Source organism: Sorangium sp. So ce124 (assembly GCF_051525235.1).
Lineage (GTDB): Bacteria > Myxococcota_A > Polyangia > Polyangiales > Polyangiaceae > Sorangium > Sorangium atrum.
In genome coordinates, this window is sequence record NZ_CP150312.1 from 5320134 (window position 1) to 5343491 (window position 23358).

Consider the following 23358-nt stretch of genomic DNA (forward strand, 5'->3'; position numbering starts at 1 on the left):
GCCCCCGCCCGCCCTCGGCGCCTCGAACCTGGTCCGCTCTCACACCATTGCACCGTGACGTCTCGTCACTGACGGCGGCCGTGCCGGATGGGGCCTGCCCCTGGGATGGCGCGTGGTAACCTGCACGGTGATGCACGCCCATCCGTGGTCGCCGCGCCGATCGACGCGGCTGTCGTGGCTGTGGCAAGGGATGACGTCGAATGGTCGGCACGGACTCGCGTAGGCCCCGAGCGAGCGGCGCGGGCAGCGGGGACCGCGATCTCGCCCAGGTGCCATCGCCCGAGTCCTCGCGCGTGCTGCGGCGCGCGCCGGCGCCCCCCGCGCCGCTCGTCGATGCGTCGCGTTTCTTCGGCCGCGCGCAGGCGCTGGAGGAGCTCCAGGGCTACCTCGACGACGGGGCCAGGCTCGTCACCATCCTCGGCGGACCGGGCCTCGGAAAGACGCGGCTCATGCGCCACTTCGGGGCCTTGAAGCAGCAGGCGGGCGAGGCGGTGACGTTCTGCGACCTCACCGCCGTGACCAGCCTCGACGACATCTTCGTCGACGTGGCGCGCGCCCTCGACGTGCCGCTCACGGACGGCGCCACCGCCGAGGACGCAACGGCGCAGCTGGGCCGCGCGATCGCCGCGCGGAGTCGCTCGTTCCTCCTGCTCGACAACCTGGAGCAGGTCGTCGCGCACGCGCACGCGCCCCTGTCGACGTGGCTCCGGGCCGCGCCGCAGACCACATTCCTCACGACCTCACGGGAGGTGCTCGGTCTGGAGGAGGAGGTGCTGCTGGAGCTGCCTCCGCTCGCGCCCGAGGAAGCCGTGGAGCTGTTCCTCGATCGAGCCCGCCGCGCAGCGCCTCGCGTGGCGGAGACCGAGCGCGATCTGGTCGCGCAGCTCGTCGGCCAGCTGGACTGTATCCCGCTGGCCGTGGAGCTCTCGGCGGGGCGCGCGGGCATCCTGTCGGTCGCCGATATGCTGGCGCGCATCCAGGACCGCTTCGCGCTGCTGCGGTCCACACGCCGCGGCGCTCCGGCGCGCCACTCCACGCTGGAGAGCGCCATCGACTGGTCCTGGAACGCGTTGACCGCGGCCGAGCGCTCGGCGCTCGCGCAGTGCGCGGTGTTCCGCGGCGGCTTCACCGTGGACGCCGCGGAGGCCGTCATCGACCTCTCGGGCGCGCCGGACGCGCCGCCCCACCTCGACATCATCCAGGCCTTGCGCGAGAAATCGCTCCTCGTCAGCTACGTCGATCCCTCCTCGCGGACCTCGCGCCTCGGGCTCTACGAGATCATCCGCGCGTACGCGTCCCGCAAGCTCTCGGCCGCGGCCTTCGCCCGGGCCGCGGCGTCGCACGCGCGCCACCACGTCCTCGAGGCCGAGCGCCAGGCTGCGCGCGTCGACCTCGACGGGGGGAATGACGCGCTCGAATGGCTCGCGCGCGAGACCGAGAACCTGCTCGCCGTCGTCCACCGGAACGAGGTCGAGCCATCGCTGCGCGTACGTGCCGCCCTCGCGCTCGACGCGCTGTTCGAGGTGCGCGGCCCGTCGCTGACGCGGCTTTCCTTGCTGCGCGCCGTGGCTCCGGCGGTGGAAGAGGACGGCGACGCCGAGCGCACCGTTCGCCATCTGCGCGCGCAGGGCGACGCGCACCGGCAGCGCGGTCACCTCGCGGACGCGCGGATCGACCTCGATCGGGCCATCGCCGCGGCGCGGGCCGCGGGCTGCGGCGCGCTCGAGCGCAGAGCGCTCGTCACCATGGCGCTCCTCGACTACGACCTGTCGCGCTTCGACCTCATCAAGGAGAGGTACGAAGAGCTCTACGACCTCGCCCTGCGCGCGGGGGACGACGAGGCGCGGAGGATCGCCATTTGCAGCCCGGTGGGGATCGCCCGGACGGATCCCGAGGACCCGGAGACGGCGGCGCTCGGGATCCGAAACCTGCGCATCCGGGCGCAGACGCTGCTCCATCTCTGCGGCCAGCACATCTTCTTGCTGGGTGACGTCGAAGCCGGGCTCCGCTTCTCCTGGCGGGCCCTCGAGCTCGCGCGGCGCATCGGAGACCGCTTGTTCGAGCACGTGGTGCTGGGCTCGATCGGGGGGCTGGAGCTCTCGCTCGGCCGATTCGAGGCTGCGAGCGAGCATCTGGCGCTCGCCGTGCAGTCGCACCGCGAAACAGGCTCGCGCCACCAGCTCGCCGACGCGCTCGTGCTGCTGGGCGGCGTCGAGAGCGCGATGGGGCGCTTCGACGAGGCTCGCGCGCTCCTCGACGAAGGCCTTCCGATCCTCGCCGAGCTAGGCGAGGAGGGGTGGGGACGCGCTTGTGGTCTGGGGCAACGCGGCGTGCTCCACGCCATGCTCGGGCTGTTCGCGCAGGCCGAGGCGTGCGTGCGCCTGGCCCGGCGCGTGGTCGCCACGGCGCAGCCGGGCGCCCATGCGTTCGTGGATCTCTGCGCGGACCTCCTCGCGATCGCCCGCGCTCGACATGCCGGTCAGCCGGCGAGCCAGACCGTGTGCGCGTATCTCCAGCGGCTGGAAGACGCCAGGAAGAACCCCGCGACGCGCATCGGCGCGAGCCTTATCGAGCCCCTGGGGGAGCGGGTGCTGGCCCTGCTGCCGGGCGGCGTCGAGGATCACGGCCATGCTGCATCGGAGCCCCCGCCCGAGCCGACGCCACCCGCGGATCTGGAGGTCGGGCCCGACGCGACGTGGTTTCGCGTGCATCCATCCGCCCCGGTCAAGCTCCAGCGGCGTCGTCCCCTGCGCAGGCTGCTCGCGCGGCTGCTCGAAGCGCACCGCGACGCGCCCGACAAGCCGGCCCCGCCGATGGTCCTCGTCGAAGCCGCCTGGCCGGGCGAGCGCATGTTGCCGGACGCCGCGCTCAACCGGCTCCGGAACGCGGTGGCCGTGCTCCGCGGCATGGGTCTCAAGGGCATGCTGCTGACGCGCGACGACGGCTACCTGCTGCGCCCCTCGCTCTCGGTGAGCGCCTCGCCGCACCTGCTGCTGGACGACGGATGACGGGTCACCATCGAGGAGCCCTCCGCGAAGCGCCGCCGCTCGGCGTGACGCCGCGCGGGTCCGTCCAACCGGCCGCGACAGCGTTCAGGTCGTGGGGCGGCCGACCGCGAGGAAGGCCTCCTCGCCCTTCGGGCGCCGCCGGTCGCGCCAGACGAGCGCCGCGGGCAAGACCAGCACGGCCGCGAAGAGGCACGCGAGCTCGCCGATGACCGCGGAGATGCCCAGGCTCCTCACCGCGTAGTTCTGCGAGCGGACCAGGGCGAGGTAGCCCAGCGTCGTCGTGAGGCTGCAGAGGATCACCGCGCCGCCCGTCTCGCGCACCGCGGTCAGCGCGCCGCCGGCGCCCTCCCGCGCGTACCGCTGCACGATGTTCACGGCGTAGTCGACGCCGATGCCGAACGTCAGCGGCAACGCGATGAAGTTCAAGAAGTTGAGCTTCACGTTCATCAGCACGAGCAACCCCGCCATCCACGAGGCGCCGACGAGCAGCGCGCCCAGCACCGCGAACGCCGGGCGGCCGCCGCGGAAGGCGACGAGCACGACGAGGACCGTCGCGGCCAGCGAGAACAGCACCGCCGGCGGCACGTCGTCGATGACCGCCGCCCACATGTCCGCGTAGATGACCGCGCGCCCCGAGCCGCGCACGACGCTGCCGTCGGGGAGCCGCGTCTCGCGGTACGCGTCCGCCCACCGGAAGAGGTAGTGCGCGTCGTGCACGCTCTCGGGCGTGATCGGGCTGATGTACACGATGCGCCCGCGCGTCCCGTCGGTCTCGGTGAAGGCGCGCGCAACGCCCGCCGGCAGATCGCCGATCCCGAACGGCGCGAGGTCGTCCGGCGGGATGACCGCCTGGATGCGGCGCCAGTCCTCGTCGCCCACGAGGCCGCGCTTCCGCGCCCTGAGGACGCGATCCTTGATCTCCTGGAGCAGCGGGATCTTCGCCTCCTGATCCCGCGGGACCAGATCCTGGAGCGCGTAGATCTCCTTGAACGGCTTCGCGCCCTCGGGCGCCGCGTCGCGCCTCGCGTAGAGCGCGGCGCGGAGCGGCTCGACCTGCTCGGGCCGCTCCACGAGGATCGCCATGCCGTCGGTGCCGACGTAGCCGGTGATCTCCTCCGCGAGCGAGCTCAGGCGGATCTGCGCCGCGCGGGCCCCCTCGTCGTTGCGGAGGTTCTGGAGGTTGTACTCCATCGGATCGGCGCGCACGTAGCTCACCGTGGCGACGAGGCCGGCCGCGGCGAGCGCGAGGCCCGCGAGCGTGAGCGTGACCGGGCTCCGCGACGCGAGCCGCGCGAACGGCGCGCCGAAGGCGATGCCGCCCTGGGCGCGCCGCCGCAGCCTGCCGAGGAGGCCCGGCGACTCCTGCTCGAGGGGGACGATCCGGTCCATCACCGCGAGGATGCTCGGCAGCGCGACGAACGTGGCGATCCAGCAGAGCACCATGCCGGCGCTGCCGATGAGGCCGAAGTCGTGGAACCCGCGGAACTCGGTGACGAGCAGCGAGCCGTAGGCGGCCGCGGCCGCGCAGCCGGCCGTGAGCGTGGGCAGCCAGGTCTCGCGGTGGGCGACGCGCACGCCCTCGAGCAGGCTCGCGCCGCCGCGGCGCGCCTCGAGGTAGCGCGCCATGTAGATGATCCCGAAGTTGATGCCGTTGCCGGCGACGATCGAGAAGAGGAACCCGGTCGCCATGTTGAGGTGGCCGAGCGCGAGCTGGGTGGCGCCGAACGTCCAGGCGACGCCGATGCCGATCGTGATCAGCATGGCGACGAGCGTGCGCAGGCGCAGGTAGTAGAGGAACACGACGGCGGCGATGAGGACCGCGCCCGAGACGCCGACGTCGGTCAGGTCCTCGTTGATCGCCGCGTACTCGGCGATCCCGGTCTGCAGATCGCCGGCGAGGCCGTGGGTGATCCCCGCGTCGAACGAGGCGGGGCGCACGCGCTCGACGACCTCGCTCACGCGCCGGATCGCCTCGGAGCCGGCGGCGAAATCGCTGGCCATCACCTTCGAGCGGATGGCGACGACGACGGTCTTGCCGTCCTTCGACTGGTAGTAGCCGTCGGGGTAGCGCCCCGTGTCGACCCCCTGGAGGCCGAGGCTCTGCTCGATCGAGCTGGCGTTGATCTCGGGGGGCGGCTCGTCGTCGAGCAGCGCGCCCGTCGCCTTGCTGACCTCGTAGGTGTAGCGCGCCTCGATGTCGTCCCGGAGCTTGGTGAGCCTGTCGCGCTCGACGTAGAGCCCGGCGCGCGGCGAGAGGAAGCGGTAGGCCTCGTGCACCCCGTCCTCGACGCTGCCGACCCACGGGGGGCCGATCTTCTCGATCTCCGGGACGAGCGCGTCCGCGGCCCGCTGGAGCGCGGCCGTTGGGGTGCCCTCGCCGCCCTGGAGCACGACGAAGAGCGTGGACACGCCGGCCGTCTTCGCCGCGACCCGGTCGAGCTCCTGCACGCTGGGCCGCGACGCCGGCAGCAGCGACTCGAACCCCGTCAGCACATGGAGCCGCGTCGCCAGGAAGAGGGCGATGACGGTGACGATCCCGGTCACGAGCAGCGGCAGCGCCGGCCGCTTCACCTGGAGCTCGGCGAGGCGCGACGCGAGCCCGCCTCCGCGCGACGAGGGCGGCGGGAGGCCGGGAGAGCTCTCGCCGGAAGCTTCACGGGAGCTCTCAGGTGAAGGAGACGGGCGGGGCGCCGGAGGCGGTGGCATGTGCGGAGCGGACATGAGACGGTGTGTGAATCCGGGGCGGAAAGGGAGGTTGGAAGGGGCGTTGGAAACGCCGGTGGACCACGTTCTTAGGGAACGGGATCCCCGGAGGACAGCGGTCGCGTGCGGCGCAGCGACGGCGCGCGGCCGAGGTCCAGTCGGCGGCGGAGGCGCGCGGGGCAGCGATAGCAAGAAACGGGGGGCGGCGCGACCGACGGTTGCCTGCGCTCGATCATGTCACCATCGCATCCGAAGGCCGTTCTCTGGGATCTGGACGGGGAGCTGGTCGACTCCAGCGAGCTCCTTTTCATCGCCTGGCGCGAGGCGCGCGGGGCCGCGGGGGGCTCCGACGACCACGCTGACCATGATGCGGTGTTCGGGATGCGCAACGACGATCTCGTGCGCTGCCTGATGGGTCCCGAGGTGCCGGCGGCCGAGATCGCCCGCATTTCGGGCGCGAAAAAGCGGCACTACCGGGAGCTCGTGGCCGAACCTCCGGGCGGCCGAGCTGGGCAGGTCCTACGTGCTCATAGGCGCGCCCCTCGGGGATGCTCCCATAGGCGTTCACCAAGCTTCGCGCCGCGTTCTCCTACATCCGAACGTTTACGCGATCGTTTTCGTGGTCGTGGTCGTGGTCGTTTACGTGGTCGTGGTCGTGGTCGTTCACGGCCTACCGTCGACGACCACGACCACGACCACGACCACGACCACGACCACGACTACGACTACGTAAACGTCTACGTTGGTGACCGATGATGGGGTGAAGGGGGGCCGGGCTTCGTGCCCTGAGCGTGATCGAACGCGCTTGGTCAACGCCTATGCGGGGATGCTCTCACCTGCTCTCGGCGGACATCGGAATGCCGCTACGTGCGCAACCCGGCCAGCGATGGATCGAGGCTTGTTTCGCCTCGGGAGCGCGATGAGCCCCTAGGGGCCGGGCGGGGTCGTGCCGGCATCCGCGGCCCCCGCGCGGCGAGGCTTCGCGACGCCGCCTGCGCCCCCGTCGCGGGGCGCGCCGGCGTCCGTCGCCTTGATGCCCGCGTCGGCCGGCGTGGCGCCGGCGTCCACCGGCGCGGCGCCCGCGTCGGTGTCGGTGCCCGCGTCCGGCGGCGTCTGCTCGGGCACCGCCGGGGGCGCGGGCGGAGGGGGCGTCGGGGGGAGCTCGCTCTCCCAGCACTCCACCTTCGGGGGCGCCGCGAAGTGGACCGTGCGCGACGCGGCGTCGCCCTTCCGGGTGACGAGCTTGTCGGTCTTGTACACGGTCGCGTGGCCGCACGCGTACTCCGCGGCGTGCTTCGCCTCGCGCCCCACCACGTGCGTCCGAGGCGCGCGCTCGTTCTCGCACTGGGCCCACTCGATCTCGTACTCGGCGTCCTGGTCGGAGAGGAGGATGCGGCTCGGCGGATCGTCCTTGGAACGGCGCCCGGTGAGCGTCGTCCGGGTGATCGGCTCCTTGCCCTCGCGCACCGTCAGCGTGACCGGGAAGCGAAGGCTCCCGCGCATGTGGGCGCGCGAGGCGCCGACCTCGAAATCGGGGCAGATCGGCTCGCCCTCGATCGGGGACGGCGTGGGCGGGCCGCCGCACGCGGCGCTGGCGAGGATGCTGCCGAGGAAGAAGACGGCGAGGGGTCGGGCTCCGGGGCGGAGGTTCACGCCGGGATTACTCGTTTCCCCGGGTCCGCGCGTCAAGCGATCTTGGTCTTGCCCAGCTTCAGCACCCGATCGAAGTGCTCCTTCGAGACGGGCACCACGCTGAGCCGCGACCGCTTCAAGAGCGAGATCTCGGCCAGCGACTCGTCGCCGCGGATCGTGTCGAGGCTGACCTGCACCTTGAGCGGCGCGACCGGCTCGATGTCCACCACGCTCCAGTCCTCGTCGGCGTCGGCCGTCGGATCCGGGTACGCTTCGCGCTTGACGCGCGCCACGCCCGCGACCGCCTTGCCCTCGCTCGAGTGATAGAAGAGCACGAGATCCCCCTGCTTCATGCCCCGCATGTTGTTGCGGGCCTCGAAGTTCCGGACGCCGTCCCAGATCGTCTGGCCGTCGCGCACGAGCTGCGCGAATGAATATTTCTGAGGCTCGCTCTTCATCAGCCAGTAACGGCGAGACATGCACGATCTCCAGGGCAGGCGCGAGGGCGGCGCCGGCCTGGCCGTCGCGCTCTCATCCTCGACGGACAGCCCGTCGATTTGACCGGCTACCCTAGCACCGCCCGTTCAGTCGGTGATCACGATCTTGGCGCCGTCCGGCGTTCGTCGCGCGATCTCGTCAATCTCGTCGTCGTCGAGGGCGATGCAGCCGAGCGTCCAGTCGCTCTCCTTGTGCACGCCCGCGAGCTGCGCGCTGCCGACGCCATGGATGCCGATGCTGTGCCCGACGCCGCGGCCCGGCGGGACCTCGCCGCGCCGCTTGAGCTCGGCGAAGCGCGCGCGGTCTTCCTCGTTCGGGTAGCTGACGATCAGGAACCGATGGAACAGGCCGTCGATGCGGCCCGCGACGCGGTACGTGCCGACGGGGGTGCGCTTGTCGCCCTCGTAGCGCTTCGGCCCCGGCCCGCCAGGCCCGAGGGCGACCCGGTAGGACCGGACGATCTTGCCGCCCGCGACGAGATCGAGCGTGTGCTCGCTCTTGTCGATCCGGATCTCGGTGACCGGCGGCGAGGCAGCGGCCCTCGGAGCGCGCCGCGCGGCCGTGGCGGGCGGCGTTCGCTGGGACGGCGCCGCACGAGGGGCACCGCCCGAGCCGGCGGTCAGGGAGGGGACCGTGTGGGTGAGGGAAGCGGCGAGCAACGCCGCGGCGAGGACGAGAGGGGGCCTGAGGAGCATGCCCGACCGTCGGCGCCGCGCCGGAGAGTGTGACGCCCGGCCGGGGCCTGCAGTATTCTCGATCGGGCGCGTCACACTCCGCGGCCGCGGCGCGATGCAGGGTCGATGAGCACGCCGATGACCACCGAGGACCGCACCCCCGCGACGAACCCCCTGGCAGAGCCGGGGCTCCGCCGAGCCCTCGAGGATTTCGTGCGGCGGCGGGTCCCGAGCGGCGAGGTCGACGACGTGGTGCAGACCGTCCTCTGCGACGCGCTCGCTTCGCCGGGGCGCCCGGTCGACCCGACGGAGCTCCGGCGCTGGCTGCTCGGGATCGCGCGCCACAAGGTGGCCGACCATCACAGGCGCTCGGCGCGCGAGGCAGCGACGGAGCTGCCCGATCTGCCGGTCAGCCCGCCGCCCATCGAGGCGCGGGAGCTGGCGCGCTGGGCGGAAGAGCAGGCCTCCGCGAGCCGCGACGCCCGGCAGACGCTGTCGTGGATGGCCCGCGAAGGCGAAGGCGAGAAGCTCGAGAGCATCGCCGCCGAGGAGCAGGTGCCCGCCGCCCGGGTGCGGCAGCGCGTGTCGCGGATGCGTCGATGGATGCGGGAGCGCTGGATGGCCGAGCTCGCCGCGGTCGCGGCGCTGGCCATCCTCGCGATCCTCATCGCCCGGCTCCTCCGGTCGACGAGCGAAGCGCCGATGATCGCGCCGCTGCCCGAGCCGCAGCCGAGCGCGCCGCCCGACGGGCCTCCGGCGCCGATCGCGCCGCCTTCGCCGCTCGACGCGCTGGAGCGCGCGAGGTCGCTCCGGGCCGAGGCGCTGCGCGCGTGCGACGAGGCGGCCTTCCGCCGGTGCCTGGACCAGCTCGACGAGGCGGATCGGCTCGACCCGGCGGGCCGCGACGCGCCGGAGATCGCCGCGGCGCGCGAGCGCGCGCTCGAGGCGCTCCGCGCGCCGACGGAGAAGGCCCCGGCGCCGGGGCCCGTCACCGAGAAGCTCGACAAGAAGGACGAGAGCAACTCGCGCCCTGCGCCGAAGCCGCGCCCGAAGGTGGCGCCGCCGCCCGCACAGAAGCCCACCTCGTCGGTGCCCGCGGAGCAGATGCTCAAGGAACAGATGCTCAAGTCGAGGAAAGCAGCGCCGAAATCGAAGGCGGGCGGCGGGCTCGACGGGATGGATTTCCCGTCGGGGAAGCTCTAGCCGCTCGCGCCGAGGGGCAAACGACGCGCCGAGATCGCGCCGATCGCGACGGCGCGCCGTCGCCTCCGGAGCGGGGGGCCGACGCGCTCTCGAGGGGGAGCGGCGCGCGCCGCCGTACGAATCCATCTCGCAGTTTCCGGCGTAGTCGTCTAAACACGCTGGCGCTCGGCGCCATCAACGACGCCAAGGAGAGGAGCCCAGGAGATGCGAACGACGAGATGGCTTGGAATGGCATTCGCAGTGTCGCTGCTCGCGGCGAACGCCGGCTGCGCGGTCGAGCCCCAGCAGCAGACCGCGAAGGCGCCGGCACCGCCGCCCGCGCCGCCGCCGCCTGCGCCGCCTGCGCCGCCCCCTGACGCGGACGCGGATGGGGTGCTCGACGATGGCACCGACAAGTGCGTCGCCGAGAAGGAAGACGGCCTGCCGCCCGACGCCAAGGACGGCTGCAAGTCGACCGACCCGGACGGAGACGGCTTCGTTGCCGACGCCGACAAGTGCCCGACCGAGGCCGAGGTCAAGAACGGCTACAAGGACGACGACGGTTGTCCTGACGTCCCGCCTGTCGCCGTGCTCGGCAACGAGGTGAAGCTCAACGAGAAGATCGCCTTCGTCGCCGGCAAGCCCGATATCGAGCCCGCCTCGCAGGGACTCCTCGCGAACATCGCGCAGGTCCTCAAGGACCATCCGCAGATCCAGTTCGTCGAGGTCGCGGCCTACTCCGAGAAGGTCGGCAACGACGCCGCCACCGTGACGCTCACGAAGAAGCGCGCCGAGGCGGTGGTGAAGGCGCTCACCGCGCTCGGGGTCGAGAAGAACCGCGTGCGGGCCGCCGGCTACGGGGCGCACTGCGCGACCGATCCGGGCGAGACCGAGGAGGCGAAGGAGAAGAATCGCCGCGTCGAGATCAAGATCATGCGGCTCGACGGCAAGGACACCGGCGTCGAGCTCGCCTGCGCCGCGGCCGCCACCAAGGGCCTCAAGCCGGCCGGCGTGCCCGCGACCGCGCCCAAGGGCGCCGCGAAGGCCTCCGACGCGAAGCCGGTGGACCCGAAGGCCGCCGCCAAGCCGGCGGAGGCGAAGCCCGCCGCTGCGCCTGCCGCACCGGCGCCCGCCGCCGCCGCGCCTGCCGCCGCCGCGCCCGCCGCTGCGAAGCCCGGGGACACGAAGCCGGCCGCTGCGAAGCCTGCGGACACGAAGCCGGCCGAGACGAAGCCCGCCAGCGTGAAGTAGGCGCGCGGCGCCGGGGGTGAAGGAGCTCCCGGCCCTGCCGCCATGATGGAACCGCCAAGGCGCCATCAGACGCCAAGAAAAACACAAGAATCATGGCGTCTTGTGGCGTCTTGGCGGTTCAAGAGACCCCACCTCCGCCGGAATGACCCCGGCGCCGGGCAGCGGGCAGGTTAGCGAGCCTGTCCGCGCGCGGCGGCGAGCAGGTTGGTAAGCGCCTCCAGCGCGGCCTGCCGGCGCTGCGGCTCGGGCAGCGCGCCCGGGCGCAGGCGCTGGATCTCGGCGCACAGCGCGGCGAGATCGCCGGCGAGAGGCTCGCCGCACGGCGCGTCGCGCGCGCCGTCTCCGGGGGCGTCGCGCGGCGCAGGCTCGCCAGAGAGCACGGCCGCGGCGGCCTCGATGAGGCGCGCCGTCGTCGCGGCGCTCTCGCTCTCACCCCGGAAGCGGCCGACGAAGTCGGGCTGCTTCGAGAGCCGCGAGAGGACGTCCCAGCGCTGCTCGCGCACGGCGAGCTCCGTCGCGAAGAGCACGACCTTCAGGTTGCGGCCGAGGTCGGGGAGGGCGCGCGTCTCGCCGTCGAGCGCCATCAGGTCGTCGACGACGCTCGCGTCGAGCGCCGCGGCCGCGCAGCGCACCGCGACGCTGAGCAGATCCGCGCGCAGCGCGGGGCCGAGCGAGGGAGCGCGGCCGAGCGCGCGCGCTGCGGCGAGCACGACGGGGCCGCAGTGCCCCTCGCGGCGCTGCCGCGCCAGCATGACGCCGGCGTCGTAGAGCCGGCCGCTCTGCCGCAGCGCCTCCACGGCCGCCGTGAACGCGTCGGGGTCGTACGTCCCCCGCTCCGCCGCCGTGAGGAAGCCGTCGAGGCTGCGCAGGGCAGGGCACGCGGCCGCGCTGCCCGAGCGTCGGAGGTGCGGCAGCTTGCCGAGGACGTCGGCGATGCGCAGCGAGAGCGCGAGCGGGTAGGCGTCGCAGGCGGGCTCCTCGTAGCCGCCGAGCTCGACCCTGGCCTCGGTGCACGCGAGCGGTCTGGCGACCGCGGCGAGCGAGCGCGCGGTCCTCGCGACGAGCGGGTCGAGCCCAGGGACCGCGGCGAGGCCGGTCGGGAGCGGAGCGAGGAGCGCCGCGACCGCGGCGTCGTCCGCGTCCGGCGGCAGGAGGCCGCGGACGAGCGTCCAGAGATCGCCCGCGAGGAAGGGGTGACCGGCCTCGGCCGCGAGCTGGGCGTCGATCGCGAGCAGCGCGCGGGCGTCCCGGCCCCAGGCGAGCGGCTGGTCCGGGCGCAGCCCCCGCCGCCCGAACCGGAGGCCGAACGAGAGCGCGGCGATCGCCCGGCGCGCCGCGGCGGTGCCGCGCTCGGCGTCGCCCTCGAGGAAGTGGTAGGCGGCCGCGAGCGCGGCGGCGCTGACGTAGGCGCGCGCCGCGTCCTCGTCGCTCCGGGGCGAGCCCTCGGGCGCGAGCGCCGCGGTGAGGGAGCCCTCGGGCTCGCCGCGGGTGCGGAGGCCGAGGCCGAGCTGGAAGCTGTTCGCCCCTTCGAGGAGCCCGGCGCCGTACGAGACGTCGAAGCTGAGCGAGAAGACGCGGGTCGCGGTCTTCTCCTCGTAGCGGTAGGACATGCGCGGCACGCGCAGGCCGCGGGCGTCGGCGGCGGCGAGGACGCTGTCGAGGGCGTCGCGCGCCTCGGCGCGCCGGCCGCCGGCGAAGTCGCGCACGGCGCCGACGAGGGCGAGCACGTCGCCCGTGTCGGCCGCCTGGCAGGCGTCGTCCGACGCCTTGCTCATGGCGCTTGCATAGGTTGACGGATCCGGGGCAATGCCGGCGCGGGCCTTCGCGATCTCGCCGAGGTACGAGAGCGCCCAGGCGACCCGGCTGCCGCTGTCGTTCGCGAGCGCGATGGCGTCCGGCGACGGCGGCCCGCCCAGCACGGCGGCGCCGAGGAGCGAGGCGAGCAGCGCGAGGTCGGACTGGTCGCGCAGCCCGAGGGCCGAGAACGCGCGGGCGTAGCCGACGAACAGGCCCCTGAGGTCGCCGCCGTCGCGCGCGGCGGGGAGCGACGCGAGCGCGTCGAGCAGCGCGCCGCCGGCGGGGCCTCGTCCGACGCCGCCGCGCCGGGCCGGATCGTCGCGGAACGCCGCGGAGAGCCCGCGGAGCACCCGTCCGAGCGGGGCGCCGCTCCGCTCGGCGAAGCGCTCCGCGGTGGGCGACTCGAGGAGCGCGCGGGCGAGCGCGTAGCCGCCGGTGAGCGCGTCCGCGAGATCGCGGTCGACCCAGCCGGAGAGGCCCGCGGCGACGGCGGCCTCGGCGTCCGCGGTCGGGAGGGTGAAGCGCGGCGGAGCGACGCGCTCGGCCGCGCCGGCGGCGCGCGGCGCGCGTGCGGGCGCCGAGAGCAGATCGATCGCGTCGGAGAGGAGCGTCACGAGGAGCCGCGCCCGGCGCGCCCACGGGCCGTCGCCCTGCCTGTACCGCGGCGCGAGCAGGATCCGCCGGCGGACGTCGCCGAGCCGCGCGAGGGCGCGGCGGGCCTCGGGGCTCGGCCCGCGCCCGGCGGCGCAGGCGGCCCCGGCCGGCGGCGGCTTGCGCGAGCGCTCGGTGAGGAGCACGGCGAGGACGCCGTCGGCCAGCGCGGTGACGTCCTCGACGAGCTCGGGCGGCGGCGCCTCCGCGGCGTCGGCCGCGCCGGCGCCGGCGGCGGCATCGCGCGCCGCGAGCCCCGCGACGGCGCGCCGGAGCGCGTCGCGCGCCTGCCGGCGCTCCGGGGGGAGCCTGGCTGCGTCGGTCGCCTGCGGATCCAACCCGCCGGCGGCCCCGAGCGCGGCGTAGCGGGAGAGGCTCGCGGCGAGCGCCGCGACGCCCGGGTAGGGCAGCGCCGGGGCGGGCGCGAGCGCGCGCTCGATCTGCGTAGACGAGAACGCGAGATCCGGCGCCTGACCGGAGGCGAGCCGGTACAGCGCGTCGGCGGCGTAGAGGCCGGCGACGCCCCAGCCGGCCTGCTCGGTGAGCTCGCCGCGGAGCTTGGCGGTGAGCGCGCCCTGCAGGGCGAGGAAGTGCGGGGGCTGCACCTCGGGCGGGTACGCCATGCCCGCGAAGACGCCGGCGAGCGCCGCGCCGAGGACGGCCTCCGGGTCGTGCGCCTCGGCCATGCGGCGCTGCACGGCGACCTGCGTGAGATCGACGATGGCGTCGCGGAGGGGCTCGTCGGCGAGCACCCCGGGGCTGTAGGCGAGGGGGATCAGCGCGAGCGCACGGTAGCGGCGCGGCGCGGCCTCCGCGAGGGCGCGCAGCGCCGCGAGGTGCGCGAGCCCCAGCTCGGTGGCGCGGCGGTGGACGGCGCTGCCCGCCTGGCCTGCAGCGGGCGCGGGGCCGCGCTCGTGGAGCAGGCTGGGCGCGAGGGCCCACGTGGTGCTCGTCTGGTCGACGGCGCGGACGAGCGCCTCGTAGCGCGGCAGCCACATGTCGAGCGGGAGCCGTCGTCCAGGCGCCGCCGCGGTGCTCGCGGGGGCAGCAGAGCTCCCGGGCGCGGCGGGCGCGGCGGCAGGGTCGCCCGGGGCGAGGGCGCCGGCGAGCGCCGCGGCGAACACGAGGTCGCGCGGGCCTTCCATGGGGGGCGCGAGGTCCCGGCCGCAGCCGGGCGCCTTGCCGAGCAGGTCGTCGAGCGCGTCGCGCCGGTCCGCGGGGACGGCCCGCAGCACGGCCGCGCCGCGGGCGCGCCACGCCGCGCGGCCGTCGCGGGCCGTGCGCACGCGGAGGAGGTCGCCGTAAGGCGCGTCGCCCGGCGCGGGCGGGGGGTCCAGCCGGGGGGCCGGGGGCGCGAAGGGAGCGTCGTCCTCGGCCTCTTCGAGCGCGACCCCGGCGGTCGCGAGCAGCTGCAGCGCGTAGCGGCCGCGCAGGACCGGCTCGTCGTTCGGGTCGCGCCCCTTCACCGAGGCCGCGAGGGCGTCGGCCGCGGCCGCGGCCTCGACGTAGCGGAAGCGGGCGGCGGCGCCGAAGGCGCGGCGGACGAGCGCGGCGAGCGCGATGTCGTCCGCGACCCGCGAGAGCGACGCGTCGCCGCGCGCGATCGGCGCGAGGCCGGCCATGAACGGCGCGAGCGGATCGGCCGGAAAGAGCTGGACCGCGCCGTGGCGGGCGCGCGCGTGGACGAGGTGCTCGTACCCGAGGGCCTCGCCGATCGCGAGGAGCAGCGCGTCGGCGCCGAGGGCTCCGGGGGGCGGCAGGGGCGCGGAACGGAGCCATTTCGCCGCCGCCGCGGCCGCGGGCGCTCGCGCCGTGGCGGAGGGCTCCGCGCCCGCCTCGACGATGACCGCGGCGCGGGGGCCGGTCCCGCCGCGCCGGTCGAGGTCGCGGAGCAAGAGCGCCCACGGGTCGTCGGCGTCGCGGGAGGCGCGGGCCGCGATGTAGCCGAGGGCGAGCTCGCGCGGGGGCCGGCCCTCTGCGAGGGCCGCGGCGAGGGCGCGCTCGCACGCGTCGAGGTGCGCAGGATCGCACTGGGCGGCCTGCGGCGGCGTGGCGGCCGGGGAGGCCGCGCCGCCGCAGCCGGCGGCGAGCAGCGCGAGGAGCACCGCGGAGCAGAGCGGGAGAGCGCGCGGCGAGGAGGACACGCGATCGTGCAACATGGCGCGCGCGCGACCTTACACGAAGACCTCGGAATGGCCGCGATCGTCTCGCGGGCGGAGGAGGTCGGCCGCTGCACCCCGCCAGGTTGCGATGTCCCCAAGGATCCGTTACCAGATCGTTGCACCTCGACGCGACGGAGGCACCGCATGGCGATTTCTCCCGAGGACATCGTTCCGTTGAGCCAGGCGGAGGCCCGGCTCACGGAGCTCGCAGACGAGGTTCGCGCGGGTCACGAGAAGATCCTCACGCGGAACGGGGAGGGTTACATCGCCCTCGTCGATGCACGCAGGCTGGACCACTATCACCGCCTCGAACGCGAGCACATTCACCTCACACTCCTGGAGGAGGTGGATCGGGGCGTCGACGATATCGAGGCCGGGCGCACGCTGAGTGTGGAGGAGCTCCGCGCCAAGTACGGCCGATGAGCCGCCGCGCCGCCGTTCGGGTCACCGAGAACTTCGAGCGGAACCTGGACGAGATCCGGCGGTTTCTGGAGGAGGCGGGGCTCTCTTCCGCTTTCGGCGATCTTCTGGATCTCGTCTTCGAGGACGTGATCCCGAGCCTGGAAGTCTCGCCCCTGCTCGGATTCGACTTCCTTGCGCGTGCGCCACAGTCCGCGGAGCGAGGCGCGGATCCTGGCGCTGAAGCGCCGCCTCGGCTCCGACTCGTCGCTGCGGGAGTACATCGCTGGTGAGTACCTGTTGCTCTACGCGCTCAGCGGTGAGCGGATCCATCTGCTGGCCATCAAGCACCATCGCCAGCTCTCGTTCGATTTGCAGGCGCTCTGGCGCCGGTGATCGCACACCGGTCGTCGACTTTCCTTGCTGTCGTCGATCGCTCGTGCCGTCAGGGACAGGTGCCGCGGAGCCTCATCTCCTGTACGGCGCCCGGTCCGGGTAACCCCTGTCTTCCTGCCCCCGGAGCGCCGTGCTACGCGGGCGATATGCGACGGGCTCCGGAGCGACGAGGTGCCGGCGGCGCGGGGGGCGGCGGGAGCGCCGGTTGCGGGGCGCGCGGCGCCTCCGCGGCGATCGGGCTCGCGATCCTCGCGCTCTCGGCGTGCAGCGAGGGCGAAGGCGGGTATGCCGGGACGACCGCGCGCGTCGGCAAGGACACAGAGACGCTCTACATCAACAACGGCAGCGAGCCCGAGTACCTGGATCCAGGAAAATCCAACGACTCGGCGAGCTCCACGCTCGTGCAGCAGATGTTCGAGGGGCTGACGACCTACGGCGCCGGCGACCTCCGCCCGGTGCAGGGGGTCGCGACCCACTGGGAGCAGAGCGATGACAACCGGCTCTTCCGGTTCCACCTGCGGCCGGAGGCGCGCTGGTCCGACGGCAAGCCGGTGACGGCGCACGACTTCGAGTACGCGTGGAAGCGCGTGCTGCGCCCCTCCACGGCCTCGCTCGCCGCGACGAACCTCTACGTCCTGAAGAACGGCGAGCTGTTCAGCCTCGGCAAGCTCAAGGCGCTGAAGGAGGCCGCGCCGCTCCGCGCGGCCCCCCGGCCGGACGCGCCGTCCGCGGTCGATCTGCCGAAGGGGGCGTTCGTCGTGGTGCTGGCGCGCTCGCCGATCCAGGTGGACACCGCGATCGCGCCCCTCGCGGCGCTGCCGGAGGGCTCCGCCGCCGTGACGTTCGCGAAGGGCGACGCGAAGGGCGGCGCAGGCGATCGGCTCTCGTTCGGCGCAGCAGGAGGCGACGCGGCCGCTGGCGCGGCGCCGCTCGGCTCGGCGCCCGGCGGCGGCTGGCAGGGCGCCGTCGTCAACATCGTCCGCGTGGGCCCGCCGTGCAAGTGCAACGGCGCCGCCGACCGGTGGTTCGAGATCGAGCGGGGCGGCGCGCGCGGCTTCCTCCCGGGCTGCGCGCTCGTCCCCCCCGCGGGCAACGGCAGCCCGGGCAAGGAGAGCGCGGGCGGCGCGCCCCGGTCGGAGGCGTACGCCGTCGTCACGCCGCACACGAGCCTCCCCACGTACGAACCCGCGGCGCCGCCCTCCGGCAGCGCCGCGCAGGGCGACCCCCCCGTGGGCTTCGTGCCCGACGCGCTCCTCGTGGAGGACGACGGCGCTGTCGGCGTCCGGGCAACGGACGACCTGACGCTCGACGTGCAGCTGGAACAGCCCACGCCCTACTTCACCGATCTCACCAGCTACGTGACGCTCTTCCCCGTGCGGAAGGACGTGATCGAGGCGTTCGAGAAGCGCGGCGAGCCCGAGCTCTGGTTCCGCCCCGAGAACATCGTGGTCAACGGCCCTTACACGCTCGATGAGTGGAAGTTCCGTTACGAGATCACGATGAAGCGGAATCCGATGTACTGGAACCACGACAAGCTGAAGATCCACCGCGTCGTGTGGCTGGAGGTCGAGCTCTACAACGCCACGATGAACATCTACAAGGCGGGGGATCTCGACTACCTGGGCGACAACACCTCGCTGCCCGCCGAGCACATGGACTGGCTGTCGACCAAGCGGGATTTCCAGCGGTACCCGTACCTCTCCATCTACTGGTTCGAGTTCAACACGAAGAAGCCGCCGGTCGACGACGCCCGCGTCCGCTGGGCGCTCAACCTCGCGGTCGACAAGCGGCAGATCGTCGAGAAGGTCACGCGGGCGGGGCAGACGCCGGCCACGCACTACGTCCCGGACTACACAGGATCGGGCTATGACGAGGCGGTCGCCGAGGACAGGAAGCTCGGGGTCGATCCGTTCTCGTCGCCGGACGTCTCGTTCAACCCCGAGCGCGCCCGCGCGATGCTCGCCGAGGCGGGGTACGAGGTCGTCCGGGAGGGCGACGGGTACCGGGCGAAGAACTTCCCGGCGCTCGAGCTCCTCTACAACACGAGCGAGGGCCACAAGCAGATCGCTGTCGCGGTCCAGGACATGTGGAAGCGCCACCTCGGCATCTCGGTCACGCTGCGGAACGAGGAGTGGAAGGTGATGCTCAAGAACGTGCGCGACGGTCACTACCAGGTCGTGCGGTTCGGCTGGATCGGCGAGTACAACCACCCGGCGACGTGGCTCGGCACGCTGCTCTCGTACAGCCCGCAGAACCGGACCGGATGGGCCGACCAGGAGTTCGACGATCTGATGCGCGCCGCCGCGGCGACGGCCGATCCGAAGGAGAGCATCCGCGCGTTCCGGAAGGCGGAGAAGCGGGCCCTCGACGGCATGCCCAAGCTGCCGCTCTACTTCTACACGAAGTCGACGCTGGTGAAGCCGTGGGTCAAGGGGTTCAAGGGCAACTCGCGCGGCCTTCAGCTCGTCAAGTGGCTGTGGAACGACCCGAGCTGGCGCGACAACCCGTCGAACGAGACCGCGTCTCCGGAGCTCGAGTTCCCGACGCCGGGGCGGCTCGGCGCGCCCTGACGTGGACTGACGTTGCTGACGTGGCCTGACGTGACTGCGGCGCCGGGCCGGCCGCGCCCCGAGGTCCCCGTTGACGCGGCGGCCTGTGCCGTGGCCTCATCGACGCGAGCGCGGTACAGACCCTCTCGGGAGAACGACATGAGCAAGACGATCCTGGTCACCGGAGGCGCGGGCTACATCGGCTCGCACACCTGCGTGGAGCTCCTCCACGCGGGCTACCGGGTGGTGATCCTCGACAACCTCTGCAACAGCCGCAAGGCGGCGGTGGAGCGGGTGGAGCGGATCGCCGGGAAGCCGGTGACATTCATCCAGGGCGACATCCGCGACGCGGCGCTCCTGGATCGGCTGCTCGCCGAGCACCCGATCGACGCGACGATCCACTTCGCGGGGCTGAAGGCCGTCGGCGAGTCGGTCGAGAAGCCGCTCTCGTACTACGAGAACAACGTCGCGGGGACCGTGTGCCTGCTCAAGGCGCTCGACGCGCGGGGCGCGCGGAAGCTCGTGTTCAGCTCGTCCGCCACCGTGTACGGCGATCCCGAGCGCGTGCCGCTCGACGAGGGGAGCCGGCTCGGGCCGACCAACCCCTACGGGCAGTCCAAGTTCATGGTGGAGCAGATCCTGCGCGACGTGGCGGCCACCGGGGGCTGGTCGCTCGGATCGCTGCGCTACTTCAACCCCGTGGGCGCCCACGAGAGCGGGCTCATCGGGGAGGATCCGAACGGGATCCCGAACAACCTGACGCCGTTCATCACCCAGGTCCTGGTGGGGCGGCGCGACAAGCTCCGGGTGTTCGGGGGCGACTGGCCGACGCCGGACGGCACCGGCGTGCGCGACTACATCCACGTGGTCGACCTCGCGCTCGGGCACCTCGCCGCGCTGAACCGCATCTTCACCGTCGGCGACAGCTTCACCGTCAACCTCGGCACCGGGCGGGGACACTCCGTGCTGGAGATGGTCGCCGCGTTCGAGAAGGTCAGCGGGAGGCGCGTCGCCCACGAGATCGTGGCGCGCCGCCCCGGGGACGTCGCCTCGGTGTACGCGGATCCGGCGCGCGCGGTGGAGCTCCTCGGCTGGCGCGCGGAGCGGGATCTCGAGACCATGTGCCGCGACAGCTGGCGCTGGCAGGAGCAGAACCCGAAGGGGTTCGCCGATTAGGGCCGCGGGTCTCTCCCTCGTGCCATCGCGCCGCTGCGGCGCGCTGCTGCTCGCGGCCCTCTCGTGCCCGCTCGCGGCCTGCGCGGGCGAGGCCGAGGGCTACGTCGGGACGACGGCGCGCGTCGGCAAGGACGTCACGACCTTCTACGTCAACAACGCCGACGAGCCGGAGTACCTCGATCCCGGCAAGGCCGCCGACACGGTGAGCATGACGCTGCTCCACCAGATGTTCGAGGGGCTGACCAGCTACGCGCCCGGCGATCTCCACGCGGCGCAGGGGGTCGCGGCGCGCTGGGAGCGCAGCGACGACAACCGGTTCTTCCGGTTCCACCTGCGGCCGGAGGCGCGCTGGTCCGACGGCAAGCCGGTGACGGCGCACGACTTCGAGTACGCGTGGAAGCGGGTGCTGCGCCCGTCGACGGCCTCGCTCGCCGCGACGAACCTGCACGTCCTCAAGAACGGCGAGCTGTTCAACCTGGGCAAGCTGAAGGCGCTGCGCGAGGACGCAACGCTGCGCCGCGCGCCTCGGCCCGACGCGCCGCCCGCGCTGTCGTTGCCGCGGGGCGCGTTCGTCGTCGTGCTCGGCCAGTCGCCCGCCCGGATGACGTCGGCGGTGACCCCCCTCGCGGCGCCGCCTCCCGGGGTGACCTCGGTGACATACGCCGAGCCCGACGAGGCGAGCGGCGGCGTCGAGCGGCTCTCGTTCGACGCGTCCGGCGCGGCCCCGCCGCCCGCGCCGCGCGACGCCACCCCTGGGGGCGGGTGGCGGGGCGCCGAGGTCGCCCTCCTCGCGGCCGGTCCGCCGGTCGCTTGCAACGGCGCGGCCGACCGCTGGTTCGAGATCGAGGGGCCAGCGGGCCGCGGCTTCCTCCCGGGCTGCCTGCTCGCCCCCGTGGACGCCGCCGCCTACGCGCTGGTCGCGCCCCACGCGGATCTCCCCACGTACGACCCCGCCGCGCCTCGGCACGACGCGCCTCCTTCCGGCTCCGGCGGGGCGACCGGCTTCGTCGCCTCGTCGTCGCTCGTGGAGGACGACGCCGCCGTGGGCGTGCGGGCCCGCGACGACCTGACCCTCGACGTCGAGCTCGAGAAGCCGACCCCGTACTTCACCGATCTCACGAGCTTCGTCACCCTGTTCCCGGTGCGCCGCGACGTCGTCGAGCCGTTCGAGGCGCGCGGCGAGCCGGAGCTCTGGTTTCGCCCCGAGAACATCGTGGTCAACGGGCCTTATCGGCTCGACGAGTGGAAGTTCCGGTACGAGATCACGATGGACCGGAACCCGGCGTACTGGGGCCATGACGCGCTCCGGATCCACCGGATCGTCTGGATGGAGATCGCCCAGTACAACGCCACCCTGCAGCTCTACAAGGCGGGGGACATCGACTACCTGGGAGACAACTGCGAGCTCCCTTATGACCACCTCGGCTGGCTGTCCGGGAAGAAGGATCTCCGGCGCACCGAGTTCCTCTCCACGGTGTATTACGAGCTCAACACGAGGAAGCCGCCGGTCGACGATCCGCGCGTCCGGTGGGCGCTGAACCTCGCGATCGACAAGCGGGAGCTCGTCGAGAAGATCACGCGGCTCGGGAAGCCGGCGACCCACTACGTGCCCGACATCACCGGATCCGGCTATGCCGAGCAGGCGGCGGAGGACAGGGCGCGCGGCGCGGATCCGTTCTCGAGCCCCGAGGTAGGCCACGACCCGGCGCGCGCCCGCGCGCTGCTCGCCGAGGCGGGGTACGAGGTCGTCCGCGAGGGAGACGAGCTGCGGGCGAAGGGGTTTCCGCCGCTCGAGATCCTCTACAACACGGGGGAGGGGCACGCGCAGGTCGCCGTGGCCATCCAGGACATGTGGAAGCGCCACCTCGGGGTCTCCGCGGCGCTGCGGAGCGAGGAGTGGCGGGTGATGCTCAAGGACCTCCGCGACGGCAACTTCCAGGTGATCCGGCTGGGCTGGCTGGCCGACTACAACCATCCGCAGACGTGGCTCGGGACGTTCCTGTCGCAGAGCCCGCAGAACCGGAGCGGCTGGGCGGACGCGGAGTTCGACAAGGCGGTCGCCGAGGCGGCCGCGACGGCCGATCTCGGGGAGAGCATCCGGCGCTTCCGGGCGGCCGAGCGGCGGGCGCTCGACGGGATGTGCAGGATACCGCTCTACTTCGAGGAGAAGCCGACCCTGGTGAAGCCGTGGGTGAGGGGGTACATCCCCAACGCGCGGAACACGCAGCTCATCAAATGGCTCTGGATCGACCCGGACTGGCAGAAGGGGCCGGCCGGAGAGCCGCCGCCGGTGCTGGAACTGCCGCCGCCGGGACGGCTGGGAGGGGGGCAGTGAGCGATCCCGCAGCGCCGCCCTCGAAGTAGCGGCGGGCCGGGCGCTCAGCGCTCCAGCAGCTCCGCCACCGAGTCGAGCACCCGCCGGTCCGAGAGCATCCAGCGGTGCAGCGCGACCGGCACGACGCGCGTGGTGCGGGCGCCGGGGAGCTCGCTGGAGCGGGCGGGGACGATCATCACGTCGAAAGGCGTGTAGAGCACGTGCACCTCGACCGGGCCCCAGGGATCCGGGTCCGCGGCGAGGTCGCGCAGGAGAGGGCTGCCCGGGCGCATCTGCTGCACGCCCTCGTGGGGCAGCCACATGGCGTTGAGCGTGCCGCGGTGCGGGCCCGAGATGGAGACGAAACGCCGGACGCGCGCGCGGCCGCGGCCGCGCTGGATGTAATAGCGGCTCACCAGGGCGCCCATGCTGAAGCCGACCACGTCCACCGCGCCGCCGGGTGCCCCGGCGAGCGTGGACTCCACGGCGGCGTCGAGCTGGGCGGCGAGGCGCTCGATGGACGCACGGCCGTCGTTGGGGACCAGATCGAAGGCGCGGGCGCGGTCGACGCCGCGGGCCGCGAGCCCGGCGCGCAGGCAGTCGATGCGCGCCGCCGAATCCCAGATGCCGTGCACCAGCACGACGGGCGGCTTGCTCATGTCGTCGAGGAGTACGGCGCGGGCGGGCGCCGTCAAGGCCGCGCGACAGCAGAAGCGCGCGTAACTCGGCGTAGCCTGCGGGCGGCGCGGGTCGAAATGACAGGATCCAGACCCGGGGCGCCCTTCGCGGCGCCGGCCTATTCGCCTGCTTCGGCGGGCGCCAGGTCAACAAGGGAAGGACCCCACCGAGACGGGCGAGGAGGGGTACACCTGCGGAATCACCTCATTCGCAGCCCTTTTCATGGGAGCAATTGCATCTCGGCGGTTCACGGGCGATCGTGGCGAGGACGGCCAGGCCCGGGTAGAT

Annotated in this window: 14 protein-coding genes; 8 read left to right on the plus strand and 6 right to left on the minus strand. The window is 73.4% G+C overall.

Annotated features, from left to right (window positions below; genetic code table 11):
- The first annotated feature begins 200 nt into the window (after positions 1-200).
- Positions 201-3008 (plus strand): ATP-binding protein, encoded by a 2808-nt coding sequence (locus WMF19_RS19885; protein WP_437900537.1) that lies wholly within the window; start codon positions 201-203, stop codon positions 3006-3008.
- Between the two features lie 84 nt (positions 3009-3092).
- On the opposite strand, the gene WMF19_RS19890 is transcribed toward WMF19_RS19885, so the two are convergent.
- The 4 genes from WMF19_RS19890 to WMF19_RS19905 all read right to left on the minus strand — a co-directional run bounded on the left by WMF19_RS19890 (position 3093) and on the right by WMF19_RS19905 (position 8536).
- On the minus strand, positions 3093-5579 hold the full coding sequence (locus tag WMF19_RS19890) for an efflux RND transporter permease subunit (protein ID WP_437900538.1): 2487 nt from the start codon (positions 5577-5579) through the stop codon (positions 3093-3095).
- Positions 5580-6638: 1059 nt separating this feature from the next.
- The gene (locus tag WMF19_RS19895; protein ID WP_437900539.1) at positions 6639-7364 is read right to left on the minus strand and encodes a hypothetical protein; all 726 of its coding nucleotides are present in this window, start codon (positions 7362-7364) and stop codon (positions 6639-6641) included.
- A gap of 32 nt (positions 7365-7396) precedes the next feature.
- Positions 7397-7822 (minus strand): EVE domain-containing protein, encoded by a 426-nt coding sequence (locus WMF19_RS19900; RefSeq protein ID WP_272098926.1) that lies wholly within the window; start codon positions 7820-7822, stop codon positions 7397-7399.
- Positions 7823-7927: 105 nt separating this feature from the next.
- Entirely contained in the window at positions 7928-8536 is a 609-nt protein-coding gene (locus WMF19_RS19905) for a L,D-transpeptidase family protein (RefSeq protein ID WP_437900540.1), read from the minus strand.
- 117 nt (positions 8537-8653) lie between these two features.
- Here WMF19_RS19905 and WMF19_RS19910 point away from each other — a divergent pair, with 117 nt between their 5' ends.
- Together WMF19_RS19910 and WMF19_RS19915 are read left to right on the plus strand one after the other, a co-directional pair.
- Positions 8654-9718, plus strand: a complete 1065-nt coding sequence (locus WMF19_RS19910) for an RNA polymerase sigma factor (protein WP_437900541.1) — start codon at positions 8654-8656, stop codon at positions 9716-9718.
- A 228-nt stretch (positions 9719-9946) separates the two neighbouring features.
- Entirely contained in the window at positions 9947-10948 is a 1002-nt protein-coding gene (locus WMF19_RS19915; RefSeq protein WP_437900542.1) for an OmpA family protein, read from the plus strand.
- A 170-nt stretch (positions 10949-11118) separates the two neighbouring features.
- Here WMF19_RS19915 and WMF19_RS19920 read toward each other — a convergent pair whose 3' ends face one another.
- The gene (locus WMF19_RS19920) at positions 11119-15555 is read right to left on the minus strand and encodes a hypothetical protein (RefSeq protein ID WP_437900543.1); all 4437 of its coding nucleotides are present in this window, start codon (positions 15553-15555) and stop codon (positions 11119-11121) included.
- A gap of 147 nt (positions 15556-15702) precedes the next feature.
- Between WMF19_RS19920 and WMF19_RS19925 the strand changes: the two genes are divergently transcribed.
- From WMF19_RS19925 to WMF19_RS19945, 5 genes are all read left to right on the plus strand, one after another.
- Complete coding sequence (locus WMF19_RS19925) at positions 15703-15981, plus strand: type II toxin-antitoxin system prevent-host-death family antitoxin (RefSeq protein WP_437900544.1); 279 nt, start codon at positions 15703-15705, stop codon at positions 15979-15981.
- 177 nt (positions 15982-16158) lie between these two features.
- Complete coding sequence (locus WMF19_RS19930; protein WP_437900545.1) at positions 16159-16353, plus strand: hypothetical protein; 195 nt, start codon at positions 16159-16161, stop codon at positions 16351-16353.
- A gap of 146 nt (positions 16354-16499) precedes the next feature.
- Entirely contained in the window at positions 16500-18923 is a 2424-nt protein-coding gene (locus WMF19_RS19935) for a peptide ABC transporter substrate-binding protein (protein WP_437900546.1), read from the plus strand.
- 138 nt (positions 18924-19061) lie between these two features.
- Positions 19062-20078, plus strand: a complete 1017-nt coding sequence (gene galE, locus WMF19_RS19940) for a UDP-glucose 4-epimerase GalE (protein WP_437330167.1) — start codon at positions 19062-19064, stop codon at positions 20076-20078.
- A 19-nt stretch (positions 20079-20097) separates the two neighbouring features.
- Complete coding sequence (locus tag WMF19_RS19945; RefSeq protein WP_437900547.1) at positions 20098-22413, plus strand: peptide ABC transporter substrate-binding protein; 2316 nt, start codon at positions 20098-20100, stop codon at positions 22411-22413.
- Between the two features lie 44 nt (positions 22414-22457).
- Here the strand turns inward: WMF19_RS19945 and WMF19_RS19950 are convergent, their stop codons facing one another.
- The gene (locus tag WMF19_RS19950) at positions 22458-23051 is read right to left on the minus strand and encodes an esterase/lipase family protein (RefSeq protein WP_437900548.1); all 594 of its coding nucleotides are present in this window, start codon (positions 23049-23051) and stop codon (positions 22458-22460) included.
- Positions 23052-23358 lie beyond the last annotated feature (307 nt).

What these genes read in the sequence shown, in the direction of transcription:
- WMF19_RS19905 (WP_437900540.1), bottom strand. Translation starts at nt 8,536, where the DNA reads ATGCTCCTCAGGCCCCCTCTCGTCCTCGCCGCGGCGTTGCTCGCCGCT.
- WMF19_RS19885 (WP_437900537.1), top strand. Translation starts at nt 201, where the DNA reads ATGGTCGGCACGGACTCGCGTAGGCCCCGAGCGAGCGGCGCGGGCAGC.
- WMF19_RS19920 (WP_437900543.1), bottom strand. Translation starts at nt 15,555, where the DNA reads ATGTTGCACGATCGCGTGTCCTCCTCGCCGCGCGCTCTCCCGCTCTGC.
- galE (WP_437330167.1), top strand. Translation starts at nt 19,062, where the DNA reads ATGAGCAAGACGATCCTGGTCACCGGAGGCGCGGGCTACATCGGCTCG.
- WMF19_RS19910 (WP_437900541.1), top strand. Translation starts at nt 8,654, where the DNA reads ATGACCACCGAGGACCGCACCCCCGCGACGAACCCCCTGGCAGAGCCG.
- WMF19_RS19900 (WP_272098926.1), bottom strand. Translation starts at nt 7,822, where the DNA reads ATGTCTCGCCGTTACTGGCTGATGAAGAGCGAGCCTCAGAAATATTCA.
- WMF19_RS19950 (WP_437900548.1), bottom strand. Translation starts at nt 23,051, where the DNA reads ATGAGCAAGCCGCCCGTCGTGCTGGTGCACGGCATCTGGGATTCGGCG.
- WMF19_RS19925 (WP_437900544.1), top strand. Translation starts at nt 15,703, where the DNA reads ATGGCGATTTCTCCCGAGGACATCGTTCCGTTGAGCCAGGCGGAGGCC.
- WMF19_RS19915 (WP_437900542.1), top strand. Translation starts at nt 9,947, where the DNA reads ATGGCATTCGCAGTGTCGCTGCTCGCGGCGAACGCCGGCTGCGCGGTC.
- WMF19_RS19935 (WP_437900546.1), top strand. Translation starts at nt 16,500, where the DNA reads ATGCGACGGGCTCCGGAGCGACGAGGTGCCGGCGGCGCGGGGGGCGGC.